The organism is Microvirga sp. BF8 (assembly GCF_059888585.1).
Window position 1 is genome coordinate 4,095,148 of record NZ_CM187619.1, and the last position, 16,308, is coordinate 4,111,455.

The 16,308-nt window shown below is 61.0% G+C and carries 15 protein-coding genes; 10 read left to right on the forward strand and 5 right to left on the reverse strand.

Annotated elements, in window-relative coordinates; translation table 11 throughout:
• Positions 1-88: 88 nt before the first annotated feature.
• The 4 genes from AC522E_RS19285 to AC522E_RS19300 all read right to left on the reverse strand — a co-directional run bounded on the left by AC522E_RS19285 (position 89) and on the right by AC522E_RS19300 (position 2,849).
• Complete coding sequence (locus tag AC522E_RS19285; protein ID WP_500747845.1) at positions 89-676, reverse strand: nucleotidyltransferase family protein; 588 nt, start codon at positions 674-676, stop codon at positions 89-91.
• Positions 669-1,691, reverse strand: a complete 1,023-nt coding sequence (locus AC522E_RS19290; protein WP_500747846.1) for a molybdopterin-binding protein — start codon at positions 1,689-1,691, stop codon at positions 669-671. The genes AC522E_RS19285 and AC522E_RS19290 overlap by 8 nt, the downstream gene beginning before the upstream one ends.
• On the reverse strand, positions 1,688-2,380 hold the full coding sequence (locus tag AC522E_RS19295) for an XdhC family protein (RefSeq protein WP_500747847.1): 693 nt from the start codon (positions 2,378-2,380) through the stop codon (positions 1,688-1,690). Before AC522E_RS19295 ends, AC522E_RS19290 begins: the two co-directional genes overlap by 4 nt.
• A 145-nt stretch (positions 2,381-2,525) precedes the next feature.
• Positions 2,526-2,849 (reverse strand): XdhC family protein, encoded by a 324-nt coding sequence (locus tag AC522E_RS19300; RefSeq protein ID WP_500747848.1) that lies wholly within the window; start codon positions 2,847-2,849, stop codon positions 2,526-2,528.
• 411 nt (positions 2,850-3,260) lie between these two features.
• Here AC522E_RS19300 and AC522E_RS19305 point away from each other — a divergent pair, with 411 nt between their 5' ends.
• From AC522E_RS19305 to AC522E_RS19345, 9 genes are all read left to right on the forward strand, one after another.
• Entirely contained in the window at positions 3,261-3,731 is a 471-nt protein-coding gene (locus tag AC522E_RS19305; protein ID WP_500747849.1) for an SRPBCC family protein, read from the forward strand.
• 179 nt (positions 3,732-3,910) lie between these two features.
• Positions 3,911-4,405 (forward strand): (2Fe-2S)-binding protein, encoded by a 495-nt coding sequence (locus tag AC522E_RS19310; RefSeq protein ID WP_500747850.1) that lies wholly within the window; start codon positions 3,911-3,913, stop codon positions 4,403-4,405.
• A 153-nt stretch (positions 4,406-4,558) separates the two neighbouring features.
• A complete protein-coding gene (locus tag AC522E_RS19315) occupies positions 4,559-6,922 on the forward strand; it encodes a xanthine dehydrogenase family protein molybdopterin-binding subunit (RefSeq protein ID WP_500747851.1) in 2,364 nt (787 codons plus the stop codon).
• A gap of 12 nt (positions 6,923-6,934) precedes the next feature.
• On the forward strand, positions 6,935-7,741 hold the full coding sequence (locus AC522E_RS19320) for an FAD binding domain-containing protein (RefSeq protein ID WP_500747852.1): 807 nt from the start codon (positions 6,935-6,937) through the stop codon (positions 7,739-7,741).
• A gap of 124 nt (positions 7,742-7,865) precedes the next feature.
• The gene (locus AC522E_RS19325; RefSeq protein WP_500747853.1) at positions 7,866-8,783 is read left to right on the forward strand and encodes an AAA family ATPase; all 918 of its coding nucleotides are present in this window, start codon (positions 7,866-7,868) and stop codon (positions 8,781-8,783) included.
• Positions 8,780-9,991, forward strand: coding sequence for a vWA domain-containing protein (locus AC522E_RS19330; RefSeq protein ID WP_500747854.1), 1,212 nt, complete (start codon positions 8,780-8,782; stop codon positions 9,989-9,991). The genes AC522E_RS19325 and AC522E_RS19330 overlap by 4 nt, the downstream gene beginning before the upstream one ends.
• A 245-nt stretch (positions 9,992-10,236) precedes the next feature.
• The gene (locus tag AC522E_RS19335) at positions 10,237-10,746 is read left to right on the forward strand and encodes a (2Fe-2S)-binding protein (protein ID WP_500747855.1); all 510 of its coding nucleotides are present in this window, start codon (positions 10,237-10,239) and stop codon (positions 10,744-10,746) included.
• Positions 10,743-11,759, forward strand: coding sequence for an FAD binding domain-containing protein (locus tag AC522E_RS19340; protein ID WP_500747856.1), 1,017 nt, complete (start codon positions 10,743-10,745; stop codon positions 11,757-11,759). Before AC522E_RS19335 ends, AC522E_RS19340 begins: the two co-directional genes overlap by 4 nt.
• A 163-nt stretch (positions 11,760-11,922) precedes the next feature.
• Positions 11,923-14,124, forward strand: a complete 2,202-nt coding sequence (locus tag AC522E_RS19345) for a xanthine dehydrogenase family protein molybdopterin-binding subunit (RefSeq protein WP_500750765.1) — start codon at positions 11,923-11,925, stop codon at positions 14,122-14,124.
• A gap of 219 nt (positions 14,125-14,343) precedes the next feature.
• Here the strand turns inward: AC522E_RS19345 and AC522E_RS19350 are convergent, their stop codons facing one another.
• Entirely contained in the window at positions 14,344-14,619 is a 276-nt protein-coding gene (locus AC522E_RS19350) for an HNH endonuclease (RefSeq protein ID WP_500747857.1), read from the reverse strand.
• A 335-nt stretch (positions 14,620-14,954) separates the two neighbouring features.
• Here AC522E_RS19350 and AC522E_RS19355 point away from each other — a divergent pair, with 335 nt between their 5' ends.
• Positions 14,955-16,058, forward strand: coding sequence for a DUF8744 domain-containing protein (locus AC522E_RS19355; RefSeq protein WP_500750767.1), 1,104 nt, complete (start codon positions 14,955-14,957; stop codon positions 16,056-16,058).
• Positions 16,059-16,308 lie beyond the last annotated feature (250 nt).

Here is a 16,308-nt window from a genome sequence, read left to right on the forward strand (position 1 = left end):
AAGCTCAACGAGTTTGCCGTTAAGCAAAGGCTCCGCATCGGTGGGCTCTCGGTTGCGCGCTTCCTCGATGCGGCGAAGCCGGTTCAGCCTAAGGTCGGAGGCTGCTCATTCCGTCCGGTGTGTCGACATCCAGGAGGATGGCAGGGTCCGTCGTCGGCCACTCCATGACGTCGCTTCGCCCGCGAAGGCCCGGACCTGCGCCCACATCCCCTGAAAGCGCCTGGATCATGCCTTCAAGGACACGCGACACCACGACCGGATTGCCGCGTTTGCCGTTCAGTGTCGGGATCAACGCCACGGGCTCGCCCTTCGCTTGCCATGTTCGTACAAGGGTATCGATCAGATCGGTCGTGATGAGCGGCATGTCCCCGAGGAGGATTACGGCAGCCCGGGCTTCGGAAGGCAGCGCCGCAAACCCTGCCTTCAACGACGTCGAGAGTCCGCTCGCGAAATCGGTGTTTCGGACAATTTCGGCCGGTAGCCCTTCCAGCGAAGCTTCGATCTCCCCGGCACGATGGCCGGTCACCACGATCACAGGATCGGCCAAGGAACCGACCGCAGCCTCGGCCACGTGGCGCACCAAGGACTTGCCGCCAAGGGAAGCCAGCAGCTTCGGGGAATCGCCGAATCGCGTGCCGCGCCCGGCGGCGAGGATGATAGCCGCCACGTCACTCATCTCTCGTCCCGCTCTCGCCTCCGGCACGCGGCTGCGGCCGGCTCACGATCTCCATGAGGAGGCCCCCGACGCCGAGGGCCATGATATCGGCGCGGGTGACAGGAATATCTGCCAGGACGCGATGCAGAATCCAATCGAATCCATTTTCTTTCGAGGAGCGAGCGCAGCCGGGAGCACCAAGGATCGGCTTGCCTGCGATGGAGCCGAGGAGAAGCAGGTTTCCCGGATCCACGGGCATTCCAAAGTGCTCCACATGCCCACAGGCCATCTCGATCGCAGAAGGAATGACGTCGCGGCGGTCAGCGATGGCAGAGGCACCGAACACGACGACGAGCTGCGTGTCGCCTGCAACTTGGTCCGCCAGCTCCTGTGCCAGCGCAGTCGCCTCATGGGGTACGCGGCGTTCCCGGACAATGGTTGCATTCGCCGGCTGCAAGCGCTTGGCGAGCACGGCAACCGTCTTATCGATCACGGTCGGCTTGAGCCCCGGCAGAACCGTCGAGATGACACCGACATGTCGGCGCGCATAGGGAGCGATGCGCAAGGCCCCCCTACCCGCCCTGGCGATGCCGTTCTCCAGCAAAAACTCAGGGATCGCGTAGGGGATGATCTTGACGGTAGCGATCATCTCGCCCGCGACGACCGGCTTGCAGGATGGCAAGGTCGCAACGGTCATGGCCTCATCAATGGCATTGATGCCATTGATCGCATCGATGTCGATCAGGAGAATCCCTGAGGTCCCGGCATAGAGGTTGGAGCGTCCTGTAAACGGTTTTTCGACGAGGATATTCTCTCCTGCAAGGGCATCGGCGAGCCGGCAGGCCGCCCTGTCCTCGCCGATGTCATCATGTTCCAGCCGTGCGACGATGATCCTCTCGACGCCAGCCTGCTTCAGCTGCGTCGCGATTTCCAATGAGATGAGGCACCCCTTCCTCACCATTGTTTCGCCTGCCCGTACGCTGTGAGCCGCCAACGCGCCAACAGCCTCCTCTACGGGGACAAGGCCGAACTTCACGCGGACTGCCTCCGCTCTTTTCGCAGCGTTGAAATAATCTCGGCGAGAATCGACACGGCAATCTCCGCAGGTACGGCAGCGCCGATGTCGAGCCCGATGGGAGCATGGATGCGACCAAGGTCCGCCTCCGTGAAGCCCGCCTCGACAAGCCGCTGAACCCGTCGCTCATGAGTTTTCCTCGAGCCGAGCGCTCCAATGTAGAAGCATTGGGAGCCCAAGGCGGCGGCGAGCGCCGGATCGTCGATTTTCGGATCGTGAGTGAGCGCCACCAGTGCAGTATGACGATCGAGTTTCAAATCCGGCAGGACCGAATCCGGCCACTCTGCCCGTACCGAGATGTCTGGAAACCTTTCTGGAGTGGCAAAGGCGGTACGTGGATCGATGATTGTAACCTCGAGACCAAGTCCCTTCATCATGGGAGCGAGAGCCTGGCTGATATGGACGGCGCCGATGATGACAGCCCGTACGGGCGGGGCCTGCACGGTCAGGAAGAATTGGCGGCCGCCCCGCTCCACCAGGCCGCTTTTGCCCTGGCGCAGAAATTGCTGCAGCTCGCTGGATAGGGGATCTCCCGCAGCTTCTTGTTCGCGAACAAGGCGCTGCTCTCCCGACGCCAAATCGGTGATGAGAACCGCAGCCCGTCGGGCTGCCCTCTCCGCGTTGAGATCGGATAGGAGGCTCAGTTGCATGCGCCTTCCTCAACCTCCTGGCGAAATGGCGTCCAAAATCATCGAAACGATCCTCTTCAACGTAGACAGGCCCTGGCGTCGACCATACCGTCCCTGCATCGGAGCCCCGGTGAGGAACGGCATTGCTGTTCCCGATATGGCCGCCTCAGTCTACCCGCTCCACATAGACCCTGATCCGCCCGCCGCATGAAAGTCCCACCTGCCAGGCTGTTTCGTCCGCAACGCCGAACTCCAGCATCCGGGGCTTCCCGTCCGCGATGATGTCCAGGGCCTCGGTGATGACTGCGCCTTCAACACATCCGCCGGAAACAGATCCGAGAAAGTTCATATCCTCATCAACGATGAGATGGCTGCCGACAGGGCGAGGCGCCGAGCCCCAGGTCTCGACCACGGTCGCAAGCGCAACGCCCTTGTCCCGGCGCCGCCAGAGTTCAGCCATCTTGAGAATGTCCGTATCCGTCGAGAGCATTGCAATCTCCAGACAATAGCGATGCCTCTAAGGCACAAGCTGCAAGCCGATACTGCCATCCCCGGCACAGGGACTGCAACCGGAATACAGCCAGCCCGAAACGCACATGGCAGGACAGGCGGCCAGCACCGCGATTTCTGGAAACCTCGGGGGGCTAACCAGGATGTCTCGCCGATGGCATGGAACGGAAGTGATACCATGAACCGGCACAGGATGCCGGGCAAATCGGCGGCTTGTTCAAGCCCGAACGAACGCGAATTTGAGATCAGCATCCACCTTTTGTCGCCCAGGGCCTGCAATTGACGCAGCGCATCAAAACCGGATTGCAGTGCAGCAACACTTGGCGGTGGCGCGCTGCCTGATTTGCTCCATACTCTGCCACAGAGATGTCTGACGATGGGAGAGCGCGGCATGGCGATGACGATGCAGGGCGAGGTCAAGTTGCCGGCCGACCGGGCCGCGGTGTGGGCGGCGCTCAACGATCCCGCCGTCCTCAAGGTGTGTATTCCCGGCTGCCAGGACCTGGAGAAAGTGAGCGATACGGAATTCAGGGCAACCGCGAAAATCGCCGTCGGTCCCGTCAAGGCGACCTTCAAGGGCGGCGTAAGCCTGACTGATCTCGATCCTCCGAACAGCTATACCATCAGCGGAGAAGGACAGGGCGGTGTTGCCGGGTTTGCCAAAGGCGGAGCGAAGGTCCGGCTCGAGGATGCCGAGGATGGAACCAAACTCTTCTATGATGTCGCAGCCCAGGTCGGCGGCAAGATTGCCCAGCTTGGCGGACGGGTCGTCAACGGAGTCGCAAAGAAATATGCCGACGAATTCTTCGCGAATTTCGCCAAGGCTCTCTCGCCTGCCGCGAGCGAAGAGAATGCCGCCTGAACGGCCGTTCCTGCGGTCCCTCGTACTTTATTTCAATGCTTGACCGTACTCCCGGCACGGTTCACACTCGACCTCGACTGATCGTCCCTGCTCGACCGGTCCAATGAGAATAAGCCCGCCGGTGCCTGAGACCACCTTAAGGTTGGCCGGGTTGCCGGCGTCCGAGGAGGAAGTCACGCATGGCCACCGTCTCGATGACGGTGAACGGTCAACCCGTCACCGCAGATATCGATCCCCGTACCCTTCTCGTGCAGTTCCTACGCGAGAACCTTCGTCTTACCGGAACACATATAGGCTGCGATACAAGCCAGTGCGGCGCGTGTGTCGTGCATCTGAACGGCCAAGCCGTGAAATCATGCACGGTTCTCGCGGTGCAGGCTGATGCCAGCATCGTGACGACGATCGAAGGCATCGCCCAAGGCAGCGAGCTGCATCCCATGCAGGCGGCTTTCCGCGAGCACCATGGGCTACAATGCGGCTATTGTACGCCAGGCATGATCATGTCCGCGATCGACATCGTGAGCCGAAAGGGGACCGAACTCGATGAGCAGACCATTCGGGCCGAGTTGGAAGGCAATCTGTGTCGTTGCACGGGCTACCACAACATCGTCAAGGCAGTTGCCGCCGGTGCCCGAGCGATGGCTCAGGCACCCCTCAGGCAAGCTGCAGAATAGCGCATGCTCAGCACGCTCGTCTAAAGCGAACGCCCCTCAAGCGAGAGGTATGCGCCAGGCGAGCCTCGAAGCCATCTCCTTAGACCCTGGCATACCCTTCGAGGTTCCCGCTCCGCTTCCACCTCTTGAATATAGGCAGACTAGGAGGACACCATGACCGCGACAGGGATCGGCGCGCCCGTCCGCCGGAAGGAGGACCAGCGTTTCGTCACCGGCCAGGGACGTTATGTGGATGATTTCAATCGACCCGGCCAGACCTCTGCCTTTTTCCTCCGCTCGCCGCATGCGCACGCGACGATCAGATCCATCGATACCGAGGCGGCTCGGGTCATGCCGGGTGTGGTGGCCATCTTCACGGGCGATGATCTCGCCGCAGATAAAATCGGCGGCCTCATCTGCGGATGGATGATCCATTCAAAGGATGGCACACCCATGAAGGCCGGGCCCCATCCGGCGCTCGCGCAAGGCAAGGTCCGCTATGTGGGCGATCACGTAGCGGTCGTGATCGCGGAAACGCTGGCCCAGGCCAAGGATGCAGCGGAAGCGATCGTGGTCGACTACGATGTCCTCCCCGCAGTGGCCGATGCTGCCAGGGCACGAAGTTCGTCCGTCCAGGTCCACGAGGTCTCGTCCGACAATACCGTTTTCAATTGGCATCTCGGCGACAAGGGAGCGACCGAAGCCGCCTTTGCGCAGGCAAAACACGTCACGAAGCTTGACCTCGTCAACAACCGGCTCATTCCCAACGCGATCGAGCCGCGCGCGGCGCTCGGCGAATACGATTCGGGAACCGATACCTATACCCTCTATACGACAAGCCAGAATCCCCATGTCGCCCGCCTCGTTCTGTCAGCCTTCATCGGCATTGCCCCGGAACACAAGCTGCGTGTGATCGCTCCGGATGTCGGCGGTGGATTCGGCTCGAAGATTTTCATCTATGCCGAGGAGACCGTGTGCGTCTGGGCTGCAAAGAAGGTCAAGCGACCGGTGAAGTGGACGTCGGACCGTACCGAGGCTTTCCTTTCGGATGCGCACGGCCGCGACCACGTCACGCATGCCGAATTGGCAACGGACGAGAATGGCAGGATCCTCGGTTTACGGGTTCAGACGATTGCCAATTTCGGCGCGTACCTCTCCACCTTCTCATCATCCGTCCCAACCTATCTCTACGCCCCTCTTCTTTCGGGCCAGTACGACATTCCGGCGATCTATTGCGAGGTGGACGGCGTCTATACGAACACCGCGCCGGTGGATGCCTATCGCGGCGCGGGTCGGCCCGAAGCAACCTTTGTGGTCGAGCGTCTCATTGAGAAGACGGCTCGCGAGCTTGGCCAGGATCCGGCGGAATTCCGCCGGCGGAACTACATCAGGGAATTTCCGCACCAGACCCCGGTCATCATGACCTACGACACGGGAGATTATGAAGCCTCGCTCGACAAGGCGCTGGAGCTCGCAGACTACAAGAACTTCGGAGAAAGGAAGCGTGAGAGCGCGCGCCGCGGTAAGCTGCGGGGGATCGGCTTCTCGAGCTATATCGAAGCGTGCGGAATAGCTCCTTCGCAGGCGGTAGGATCACTGGGTGCGGGCGTCGGCCTGTGGGAATCCGCCGAGGTGCGTGTGAACCCCACCGGCTCCGTCGAGGTGCTGACCGGCTCCCACAGCCACGGCCAGGGCCATGAGACGACGTTCGCCCAGCTCGTCTCCGACCGTCTCGGGATTCCGATCGATCAGGTCAGCATCGTCCATGGCGACACCGACAAGGTGCAGTTCGGCATGGGAACCTACGGATCGCGGTCAGGCGCAGTTGGCATGTCGGCCATCGCCAAAGCGCTCGACAAGGTGGTTGCGAAGGGCAAGAAGGTGGCCGCCCATGTCCTGGAGGCGGCCGAGGGCGACATCGAGTTCAAGGACGGCAAATTCGGAGTCGCTGGAACGGACCGGACGCTCGGTTTCGGAGAAGTGGCGCTACAGGCCTACGTCGCCCACAAGTTCTCCGGCCAGGACCTGGAGCCTGGACTGAAGGAGGGAGCGTTCTACGATCCTACGAACTTCACCTTCCCGGCGGGCGTCCATATCTGTGAGGTGGAAATCGATCCCGATACGGGGGTCACCAAGATTGAACGCTGGACGGCGGTGGACGACTTCGGGGTGATCATCAATCCGATGATCGTTGAAGGGCAGGTTCACGGCGGCATCGCCCAGGGTGTCGGGCAGGCGCTTCTGGAACGAGCAATCTATGACGAGAGCGGCCAGCTCGTGACCGCCAGCTATAACGACTATTGCATGCCCCGTGCCATCGACCTGCCGTCATTCCAGGTCGGCATGACGGTGACGCCATGCCCTTCAAATCCGCTTGGGATCAAGGGCTGCGGCGAGGCTGGCGCCATCGCTGCGCCACCAGCCGTCATCAACGCGATCACGGATGCGCTCGGCCACGAGGACATTGCCATGCCTGCAACACCGCAGGCCGTGTGGCGGGCTGCACAGAAGGCGCGCATGCCGATGGCGGCGGAATAAGGGAGGACCGGGATGTACGCATTCGAATATCACCGTCCGACGAGCGTCGCGCAGGCCGTAAGCCTTGCCACCGCGTTGGGAGACACCAAGTTCATCGCGGGCGGGCATACCCTGCTGCCGACTATGAAGATGCGCCTGGCAGCCCCGGCCAACCTGATTGATCTCGGTCAGATCGCAGAACTCCACGGGATTCGACGTGATGCCGGCTCGATTACGGTCGGCGCCATGACCAAACATGCGGGGGTCGCGAATTCGACTGAGGTCAGGGAGGCTATTCCGGCCCTCGCCGAACTGGCTGAGCTCATCGGCGATCCGCATGTTCGCCATCGCGGTACGATCGGAGGCTCCATTGCCAACAATGATCCGTCAGCAGATTATCCTGCAGCCTGCCTGGCCTTGAATGCCACGATCGTCACCAACAAGCGTGAGGTCGCGGCCGATGACTTCTTTCAGGGCATCTTCACAACAGCTCTTGAGGAAGGCGAGATCATCACGAAGGTCTCGTTCCCTATCCCCTTACAGGCAGGCTACGCCAAGTTTCGCCATCCGGCCTCACGCTACGCCCTCGTCGGCGTGTTCGTGGTCAGGCATGCGGACGGGGCTCGGGTTGCCGTGACAGGAGCGGGTTCCGATGGTGTCTTTCGCGTACCGGAGATGGAGGAAGCACTGGGCCGCACCTTCACCGGCGACGCCCTCAACGGGATCACGGTACCCGCCGATGGCATGAACAGCGACATCCATGCGGATGCGGCCTATCGTGCCCATCTTGTCGGTGTCATGGCGCGCCGAGCCGTGCAGGCGGCCGCATCGGGCGCCTGAATACCCGGTCTGCCAAGGCAAGTCCTGTCGAAGACGACACGGCTGCAAGACTGGACAAGAGGGATAGAGACACGAGGATCCGGACGAGGTTCGGGCCCGAGGTCCTTGTGGAGCAGCGAAGCTTGTGGCTGACAGACCCGGTTCCATCGACGAGACATTGGCTCTGCTGAAGAGCGCAGACTACGTCGCCGACCGCGCCCTCGCGACGGTGCTCTACCTCGCGCTCAGGCTCGGACGGCCGCTGTTCCTGGAAGGAGAGGCCGGCACCGGCAAGACGGAGATTGCGAAGGTGCTGTCCGCAGCGCTTGGGAGAAGGCTCATTCGCCTCCAATGTTACGAAGGGCTCGACGTCACCGCTGCTGTCTACGAATGGAATTATGCCGGCCAAATGATGGCGATCCGGATCGCCGAGGCAGGTGGCCCTGTTGACCGAGACACGCTCGAAAGCGACCTGTTCTCCGAACGTTATCTGGTGAAGCGGCCGCTTCTGCAAGCGCTTGAACCGGACACTGGGGGCGCTCCGGTCCTTCTGATCGACGAACTCGACCGCACCGATGAAGCCTTCGAGGCCTTTCTGCTGGAGGTGCTATCCGATTTCCAGGTGACGATTCCGGAACTGGGGACGGTTCGGGCCGAGCACCCGCCCATCGTGATCATCACGTCCAATCGCACACGGGAAATTCACGACGCGCTTAAGCGCCGTTGTCTCTACCACTGGGTCGACTACCCGGATGCCGAACGCGAACTCGCCATCCTGAAAAGCCGCGTGCCGAGTGCTCCAGCGCGATTGTCGCAGGAGATCGTCGGCTTCGTGCAGGCCATCCGCAAAGAGGACCTTTTCAAGGCGCCTGGAGTTGCAGAGACGCTCGATTGGGCATCGGCGTTGGTAGAACTCGATGCAGTGGCGCTTGACCCGGCCCTCGTGTCGGACACCCTCGGTGTCCTGCTGAAGTATCAGGATGACATCCAGAAGATCCAAAGCAGCCAGGCCAAAGAGCTGCTCGATAGGATACAGGGCGGGTTGAGGAACCTAGAGCAATGAAGCCGCCCCGCGGGCAGGGCCGCCTCCCGGACAACATCGCCTATTTCGCACGGGCTTTGCGGGCTGCGGGTCTGCCGGTGGGTCCGGGCGCGGTTCTCGATGCAATCACGGCGGTCGGGGCCGCCCAGATCGGAACACGTGAAGACTTCTACTGGACGCTGCACGCAGTCTTTGTGAAGCGGCACGAGCATAGCATCCTGTTTCATCAAGCATTCGGAATCTTCTGGCGACGGCGCGCATTGCTCGAAAAGCTGATCGCCCAGATGTCACCTGTTTCCCCCGGCTCAACGAAGAAAGACGACAAGCCGATGGCTGGCGCCTTGCGGGTCGCCGAGGCCATGGCTGCGCCCCAACTGCAGCAACCCGATCCAACGGAACAAACCGAACTCTCTGCACGCCTTACCATCTCGGATCGAGAGGTCCTGAAGTCGAAGGATTTCGCCCAGATGTCCGCCGACGAAATCGGGACGGCCAAACGTCTCATCGCTCAACTTTCCCTCCCGAAGGATGCGGTGCTCACGCGCCGCTTTCTGATCGATCATCAAGGCCGGCGGATCGACCCGCGCCGGACCTTCAGGAGATCGTTCCGCGGAGGCGGCGCCGTCATCGACCTTGCCTATCGCTCCCCCGCGGTTCGGCATACGCCCATCGTCGCATTGATGGATATCTCGGGGTCCATGGCGGAATATTCCCGTCTCTTCCTGCACTTCCTGCACACCATGACTGAAAAGAGGCGGCGGGTGCATTCCTTCGTCTTCGCAACGCGCCTGACCAACATCAGTCATGAATTGCGTGGCCGGGATCCGGATGAAGCACTCGCCCGCGCATCGAAGCGCGTGCAGGACTGGGAAGGTGGCACACGGATCACCCATGCCCTGCACGAGTTCAACCGTCACTGGTGCCGCAGAGTTCTTGGTCAGGGCGCGATCGTGCTGCTCTTCACCGATGGACTTGAGCGTGAGGTGACCAGCGAGCTGACTTTCGAGATGGATCGCCTGAAGCGTTCTTGCCGGCGTGTGATCTGGCTGAATCCCCTTCTGCGATTCGGCGCCTTCGAGGCTCGCGCCTCCGGTATCCGGGCTATGTTGCCCCACGTGCACGAATTCCGCCCCATCCATAGTCTTGCCTCGATGGAGGAGCTCTGCCGGGCATTGTCCGGGGACCAGGCAGGGCGGGAGGACCCGCGCCGATGGCTGCGGGCGTCGTGACCACACCGGGCCGCCATCCGGACCATAGCCATAATAGAATCATTATACGCCAAAATGGACATATAGTCAGGCCTGCCGAGCGTGTAACCAGACCGATCCAACGGCAAGACTTGGAAACTCTGCAATACGAGTTTGGGCATGCGACGACTTCGTGTATATTGGCGCCCTTGATTTGAGTCTCGCACAGGACCTGTGCGACCAAGCTCCTCCATGGCTAGTACTTCTTCGGTATGCGGAGAACGCGCATGGTACAATCGAATGCGTCTGCTCAAGCAACCATCCCATCGCCGGACTCTGTTCCAGTCGAGCTGATCGTGAACGGCAGCAGAACCAGGCTTGATGTCGCTCCATGGACCACCCTGCTCGACGCGCTGCGCGAACATCTCGATCTGACTGGAACCAAGAAAGGTTGCGACCACGGGCAATGCGGCGCCTGCACGGTGCTGGTTGACGGCCGGCGGATCAATTCCTGCCTGACGCTCGCGGTCATGAAGGACGGCGCCGAAGTGACGACAATCGAAGGACTTGCGGTGAATGGCGTGTTGCACCCGCTACAGCAAGCTTTCATCGATCATGATGCGTTCCAGTGCGGATACTGCACGTCGGGTCAGATCTGCTCTGCGGTGGGATTGATCGCAGAGGGCAAGGCAAGGAGTCCTGACGAAATCCGTGAGTTAATGAGCGGCAATATCTGCCGCTGTGGCGCCTACCCCAACATCGTTTCGGCAATCCAGCAGGCGATGGGGGCAACATGATCAATTTCCGGTACGCGCGGGCCTACGACGTCAGCGACGCTGTCCGGCAGATTGCCGCAGATCCCCGAGCAAAATTCATCGCCGGCGGAACCAATCTGCTCGATCTTATGAAAGGAGATATCGAGCGTCCTACTCGGCTGATCGATATCACGCGGCTGCCGCTCTCCAGGATCGAGCAGACGGCGGATGGCGGCTTGCGGATCGGCGCGCTGGTATCCAACTCCGATCTCGCCTGGGATCCGATGATTTCGCACCGCTATCCGGTTCTCGCAAGTGCCGTTCTGGCGGGTGCGTCGGCCCAGTTGCGCAATATGGCGTCTACCGGCGGCAACCTGCTGCAGCGAACGCGCTGCTTTTATTTCTATGATGTGGCAACTCCCTGCAACAAGCGCGAGCCGGGTAGTGGCTGTTCGGCAATAGAGGGCGTCAACCGCATCAACGGAATCCTGGGAACGAGCGACATGTGCATCGCGACCCATCCCTCCGACATGTGCGTGGCGCTCGCCGTGCTCGAGGCCAATATTCACGTTGTCGGGCCGGCAGGCGAACGGATCATCTCCATAGGCGACTTTCATCGTTTGCCTGGCGACACACCTCAACGCGACACCAATCTGGACGCCAACGAAGTCATCACCGCAGTGGAGCTCCCCGCTCGCGGCTTTGCCAGGAATTACACCTACCTCAAGATTCGCGACCGCCTATCCTATGCCTTTGCGCTGGTGTCCGTCGCGGTCGGACTCGATATGGACGGCGATACGATCCGCGAAGCCCGGTTTGCACTTGGCGGCGTTGCCCATAAGCCTTGGCGGGATCGATCGGCTGAGGCGGTGCTGGCTGGGCAGGTCGCGGGCCCGGATATCTTTGGACGCGCCGCGGACCTTGCATTGCGTGGTGCCCGAGGTTTCGGACATAACGCATTCAAGATCGATCTTGCTCGCCGTGCGATCGTTCGAGCGTTGACTCAGGCGTCACAAGGCACGCCACAATCACAGACCGACAAGAAAATCGCGTGAGGAAGCGATGGCAAGTCGTCGCCATACGCCTTCCCATCCAGGCGGTTTCAGCCGCCGTTATGTTCTTCAGGGTGCCGTCGCTGTCGGTGTGCTTGGAACCGGACACGCGGATGCAGCATCGGCGGCGCCTGCCGATAAACAGATAGGTCAAGCGAGCAAACCAATGACAACGTACATCGGTCGCCCGACCTCTCGTGTCGATGGACGCGATAAGGTCACGGGTGCGGCGAAATATGCCGGTGAATTCAACGTGCCGGATCTTGTCCATGGCAGTGTTGTCAGCTCGACAATTGCAAAAGGACGCATAACAAGTATCGATGTCAGTGAAGCCATGAAAATCAGCGGCGTCATCACTGTCCTGACGCACGAAAACAGGCCGCACATGGCCGATAACGACGAGGCTTACAAGGATGAAGTGGCACCCGATCGGGGTTCACCTTTCCGGCCGCTGTATGACAATAGGATCTTGTTCAATAGGCAGCCAGTTGCGCTGGTCTTGGCCGAGGATTCCGAGATTGCGCGCTTCGCTGCTTCGCTGGTGCGCGTGAAATATGAAGCGGAAGCGCATGTCACCGATCTGTTCAGGAAGCGGGATGACACCTTAGCCCTGAAAGAGCCAGCGAAGCCGCGGGGCGACGCAGCACGCGCTCTTGCCGGTTCTGAGGTGCGCCACCTGGGCGAGTACTATGTCCCGATCGAGCATCATAATCCGATGGAGCCGTATGCTTCGACGGTGACATGGGACGGTGGCGGCAAGCTCACGATCTACGACAAGACTCAGGGTGTTCAGAACATCCATCGCTACGTGTGTGGCATTTTCGACCTGATGCCGGAGGATGTCCGTGTCGTGTCTCACTTCGTCGGTGGCGCATTTGGCTCGGGCCTGCGGCCCCAATACCAGGTCGTGCTGGCTGTGCTGGCGGCGCGCGCGCTGGAGCGCTCATCGCGAGTCGTTCTCACGCGCCAGCAGATGTACTCGCTCGGGTATCGGCCTGCAATGATTCAGCAAATCGAGCTGGGCGCGAATACTGATGGAACGATCGAGGCGATGACGCATGACGCGGTTACGATAACGTCCCAGTATGAGGACTTCCATCGCCGTGAAACACCATGGTCGGGCCTGCTCTACAAAAGCGCCAACGCGCGATACGCCCATAGGCTGGCGCGGCTCGATCTTGCAACCCCATGCGACATGCGCGCTCCGAGCGCTGCGACCGGCGTCTATGCCCTTGAATCGGCCATGGACGAGCTTGCGGTGACACTCAAGCTTGATCCGCTCGAGCTTCGCATGCGTTGCTACTCGGATCGAGACCAGAACAAAGGTTTGCCCTACAGCAGCAAGAACCTGCGCGAATGCTATCGGCAAGGCGCAGAGGCATTTGGCTGGGAAAGGCGGAGTCCAGAACCTCGTACGATGCGCGATGGCCGCGATCTGGTTGGCTGGGGCATGGCGACAGGGATCTGGGAGGCCCTGCAGGTGCCGATCACGGTTCGCATCGCTCTGACCGCAAATGGGCATGCCGAGATCTCGTGCGCCACATCCGACATCGGCACCGGAACCTATACGATCATGGCGCAGGTCGCGGCTGATGCGCTTGGGCTGCCGCTCGAAAACATCGATGTCAGGCTGGGTGATTCATCTCTGCCGCAATCTCCGGTGGAGGGCGGATCATGGATAGCAGCGTCGGTGTCAAATGGGATCATTACGACTTCGAATGCAATTCGCGAAGAGCTTTTGCGCCGGGCAAAGGAGATGCCCAATTCTCCACTTGCAGGTTCTGTGCTTGACGAGGTTATCCTCTCCGACGGCGCGATCGTCAGCAAGCATGATGAAACTCGCACGGTCTCGATTGCGGATGTGATGCAGCATGGCGGCCTGGATCGCGTCGTCCTTGAGAAAGCCACGACGTTCGCACATGACAAATCATTTGCGAACAATACCCATTCGGCAATCTTTGCTGAGGTCAAGGTCGATGAACAATTAGGCGTCGTCCGCGTGACGCGGGTCGTCAGCGCAATCGCGGCCGGGCGCATCCTGAACACGAAGACAGCCCATAGTCAGGTCATGGGCGGGATCGTGTGGGGCATCGGAATGGCCCTGCATGAGGAGACCCTGATCGATCACAACTTTGGCCGCATCATGAATGCCAATATCGCGGAATACCATGTTCCGGTGAATGCCGACGTGCATGACATCGAGGTAATCTTCGTCGACGAGCAGGACGACATCGTCAATCCTCTTGGAGTAAAGGGGTTAGGCGAAATCGGCATCGTTGGCGTTCCGGCCGCGATAGCCAATGCGATCTACCATGCTACGGGAAAGCGGGTGCGGGATCTTCCAATCACGCTCGACAAGCTTTATTGACCGAACCTGCAACCGAGCGGTTCGAGTTGCGCCCTTGGACCCGTACTACAGGCGGTTGTCATGCCCGCGCTGGTTGGTTTTCCCTGCGGCCGCCAGCTCACTTTGGAGCCGACATAGGCCTCCGCAGCATCGAACTCGGGACGGGGATCTTCTGCCCTGTCTCTTGGTCGCCTTCTTCCGGATGTCTGACCCGGCCACGCGGGATTTTGCCGGATAGCCTCAAGCCCCTCGCCGGCCAGGCATTTTGAGTGCGCGGAACACGTCCGAGTCCATGACTCCCCGCTCATTATTGCAGGCGTCACAGGCCAGCACGAGGTTACTTTGGTTCAGGGGGCCGCCTGCCGAGCGTGGAATGATGTGGTCGAGGGTTGCCAGATCGGGCCCGCGCTTCATGCCCTTCCCGGGGCGACGGGCCATAATGCCGCAATAGACGCATCGCCCGCCATCACGGGTATAGACGGCGTCAAGAAGCTTCTGCCGCTGCGGTGCTTTCATGGAGCTTGGTTCACGCGAGATCTGCCCGGAAAGCAATCGGTTAGAGCATTTTCCGCCGTCCAGGAAGCTGCTTTCGTCGGAATCGTGTTCTGGTCCGGGACGATCCTTCGGGAAGGCAGGTGGCCGCCCACACCGCCGGCTCTTCTTCAGGACATAGCGTGACCTGATCAGAAAATTTCGTGATCCCGTTTGCGCGATATCAAAGAGACGGGCTGCGCGACCGGGCATGAGTGCGTCGTCACCGTGAGGCTCCGAACCTGATGTCCGCCGGATACCCTACCACCCCTTTCCGACCTGAGAGCTTGGCCGCGTCCAGCCGACTGACCACGAGCCGGATGTGGGTGCGCATCGCCCTTCTCGCCCTTGGTGCGCTCGCTCTATTCAGTGGAATCTGCGGGGCACTTTGGCGGCTTGGATGGGCATTGCCCCATGGCTCTGCCCTTGCCGCTCTGCATGGTCCCCTCATGATTTCCGGTCTTTTCGGGACCCTCATCAGCTTGGAGCGGGCCGTAGCACTTGGCCGGCGATGGAGCTATGTCGCTCCTGCCTTCGCTGGCCTTGGGACATTGGCCCTGGTCGCCGGAGCACCTGTAGTTCTGGGCGCTGGGGCATACGCTGTTGCAGCGGCGGCGCTAGCCGGCAGTTCGCTCCTGATCACGATTCGGCAACCGGCCGTGTTCACGGGGGCCCTTCTCTTCGGCGCCCTCGCCTGGCTTGCCGGTAACGTGCTCTGGCTGCTTGGCCATACCGTGCCTGACCTGGTTGGATGGTGGCTTACCTTTCTCATCCTCACCATTGCCGGGGAACGGCTGGAACTCAGCCGTCTCGCGCCACGTCGCCGCGGCAGCGAACCCCTTTTCCTGTTCGCCGTCGGCCTCCTTCTCGTCGGTGCACAGAACAGCCTGATGACCGACAATGGAGCAATCCTCTTCGGCATCGCGCTTGTCGGCACCACCCTGTGGCTGCTGCGGCACGACATTGCTTGCCGGAATATCCGCAGGGCAGAGCAGGTCCGCTTCATGGCGGCCTGCATGCTGGCAGGATATGCGTGGCTGGGCGTGGCTGGGGTGTCATTGATTGCCTTTCCTCCGGGCAGCGACACTTTTGGATACGACATCGCGCTCCATGCCATCCTGATCGGGTTCGTTCTTTCCATGGTTTTCGGGCACGCGCTGATCATCCTGCCGGCGGTGGCACGGATCCGAGTGTCCTATTCACCCATTCTCTATGCTCCGCTCTTCCTTCTGCATGCCTCCTTGGCCCTGCGGGTGGGCGCCGGAGCTTCCGGTTGGGATGCCGGGCGAAAGGGAAGCGGAATTCTCACCGTTCTCGCGCTCGCCAGCTTTGTCGTTAGCCTTGTCGTTGTCTCGTGGCGTGCCCGCCGGGGTTCGGATGCACGGCGCGAAGCCCTTCATCTCCATGTTGATCGTGTGACCTGAGATCCGAGGTGTTTCGCGATGGGGCAGGCAGCGTATGGAGCTAGGCGGGTTCGGAACACGGCTGCGCTCGCCTCGGTCGTCGCGCTGATCTTCCATGTCGTGGTCATGGCGCTCGGGGCCGGACGCGGGCCCGATATCGGTCGTGATCCCGGCAGCGTTCATGCCCACCGCCCGCAACAGACGGCTCACCGTGGCACGAAGGTCCCTAAGGAAGCCGCGACGCATAAGGCATCGTGCTGCATCCTCAGTC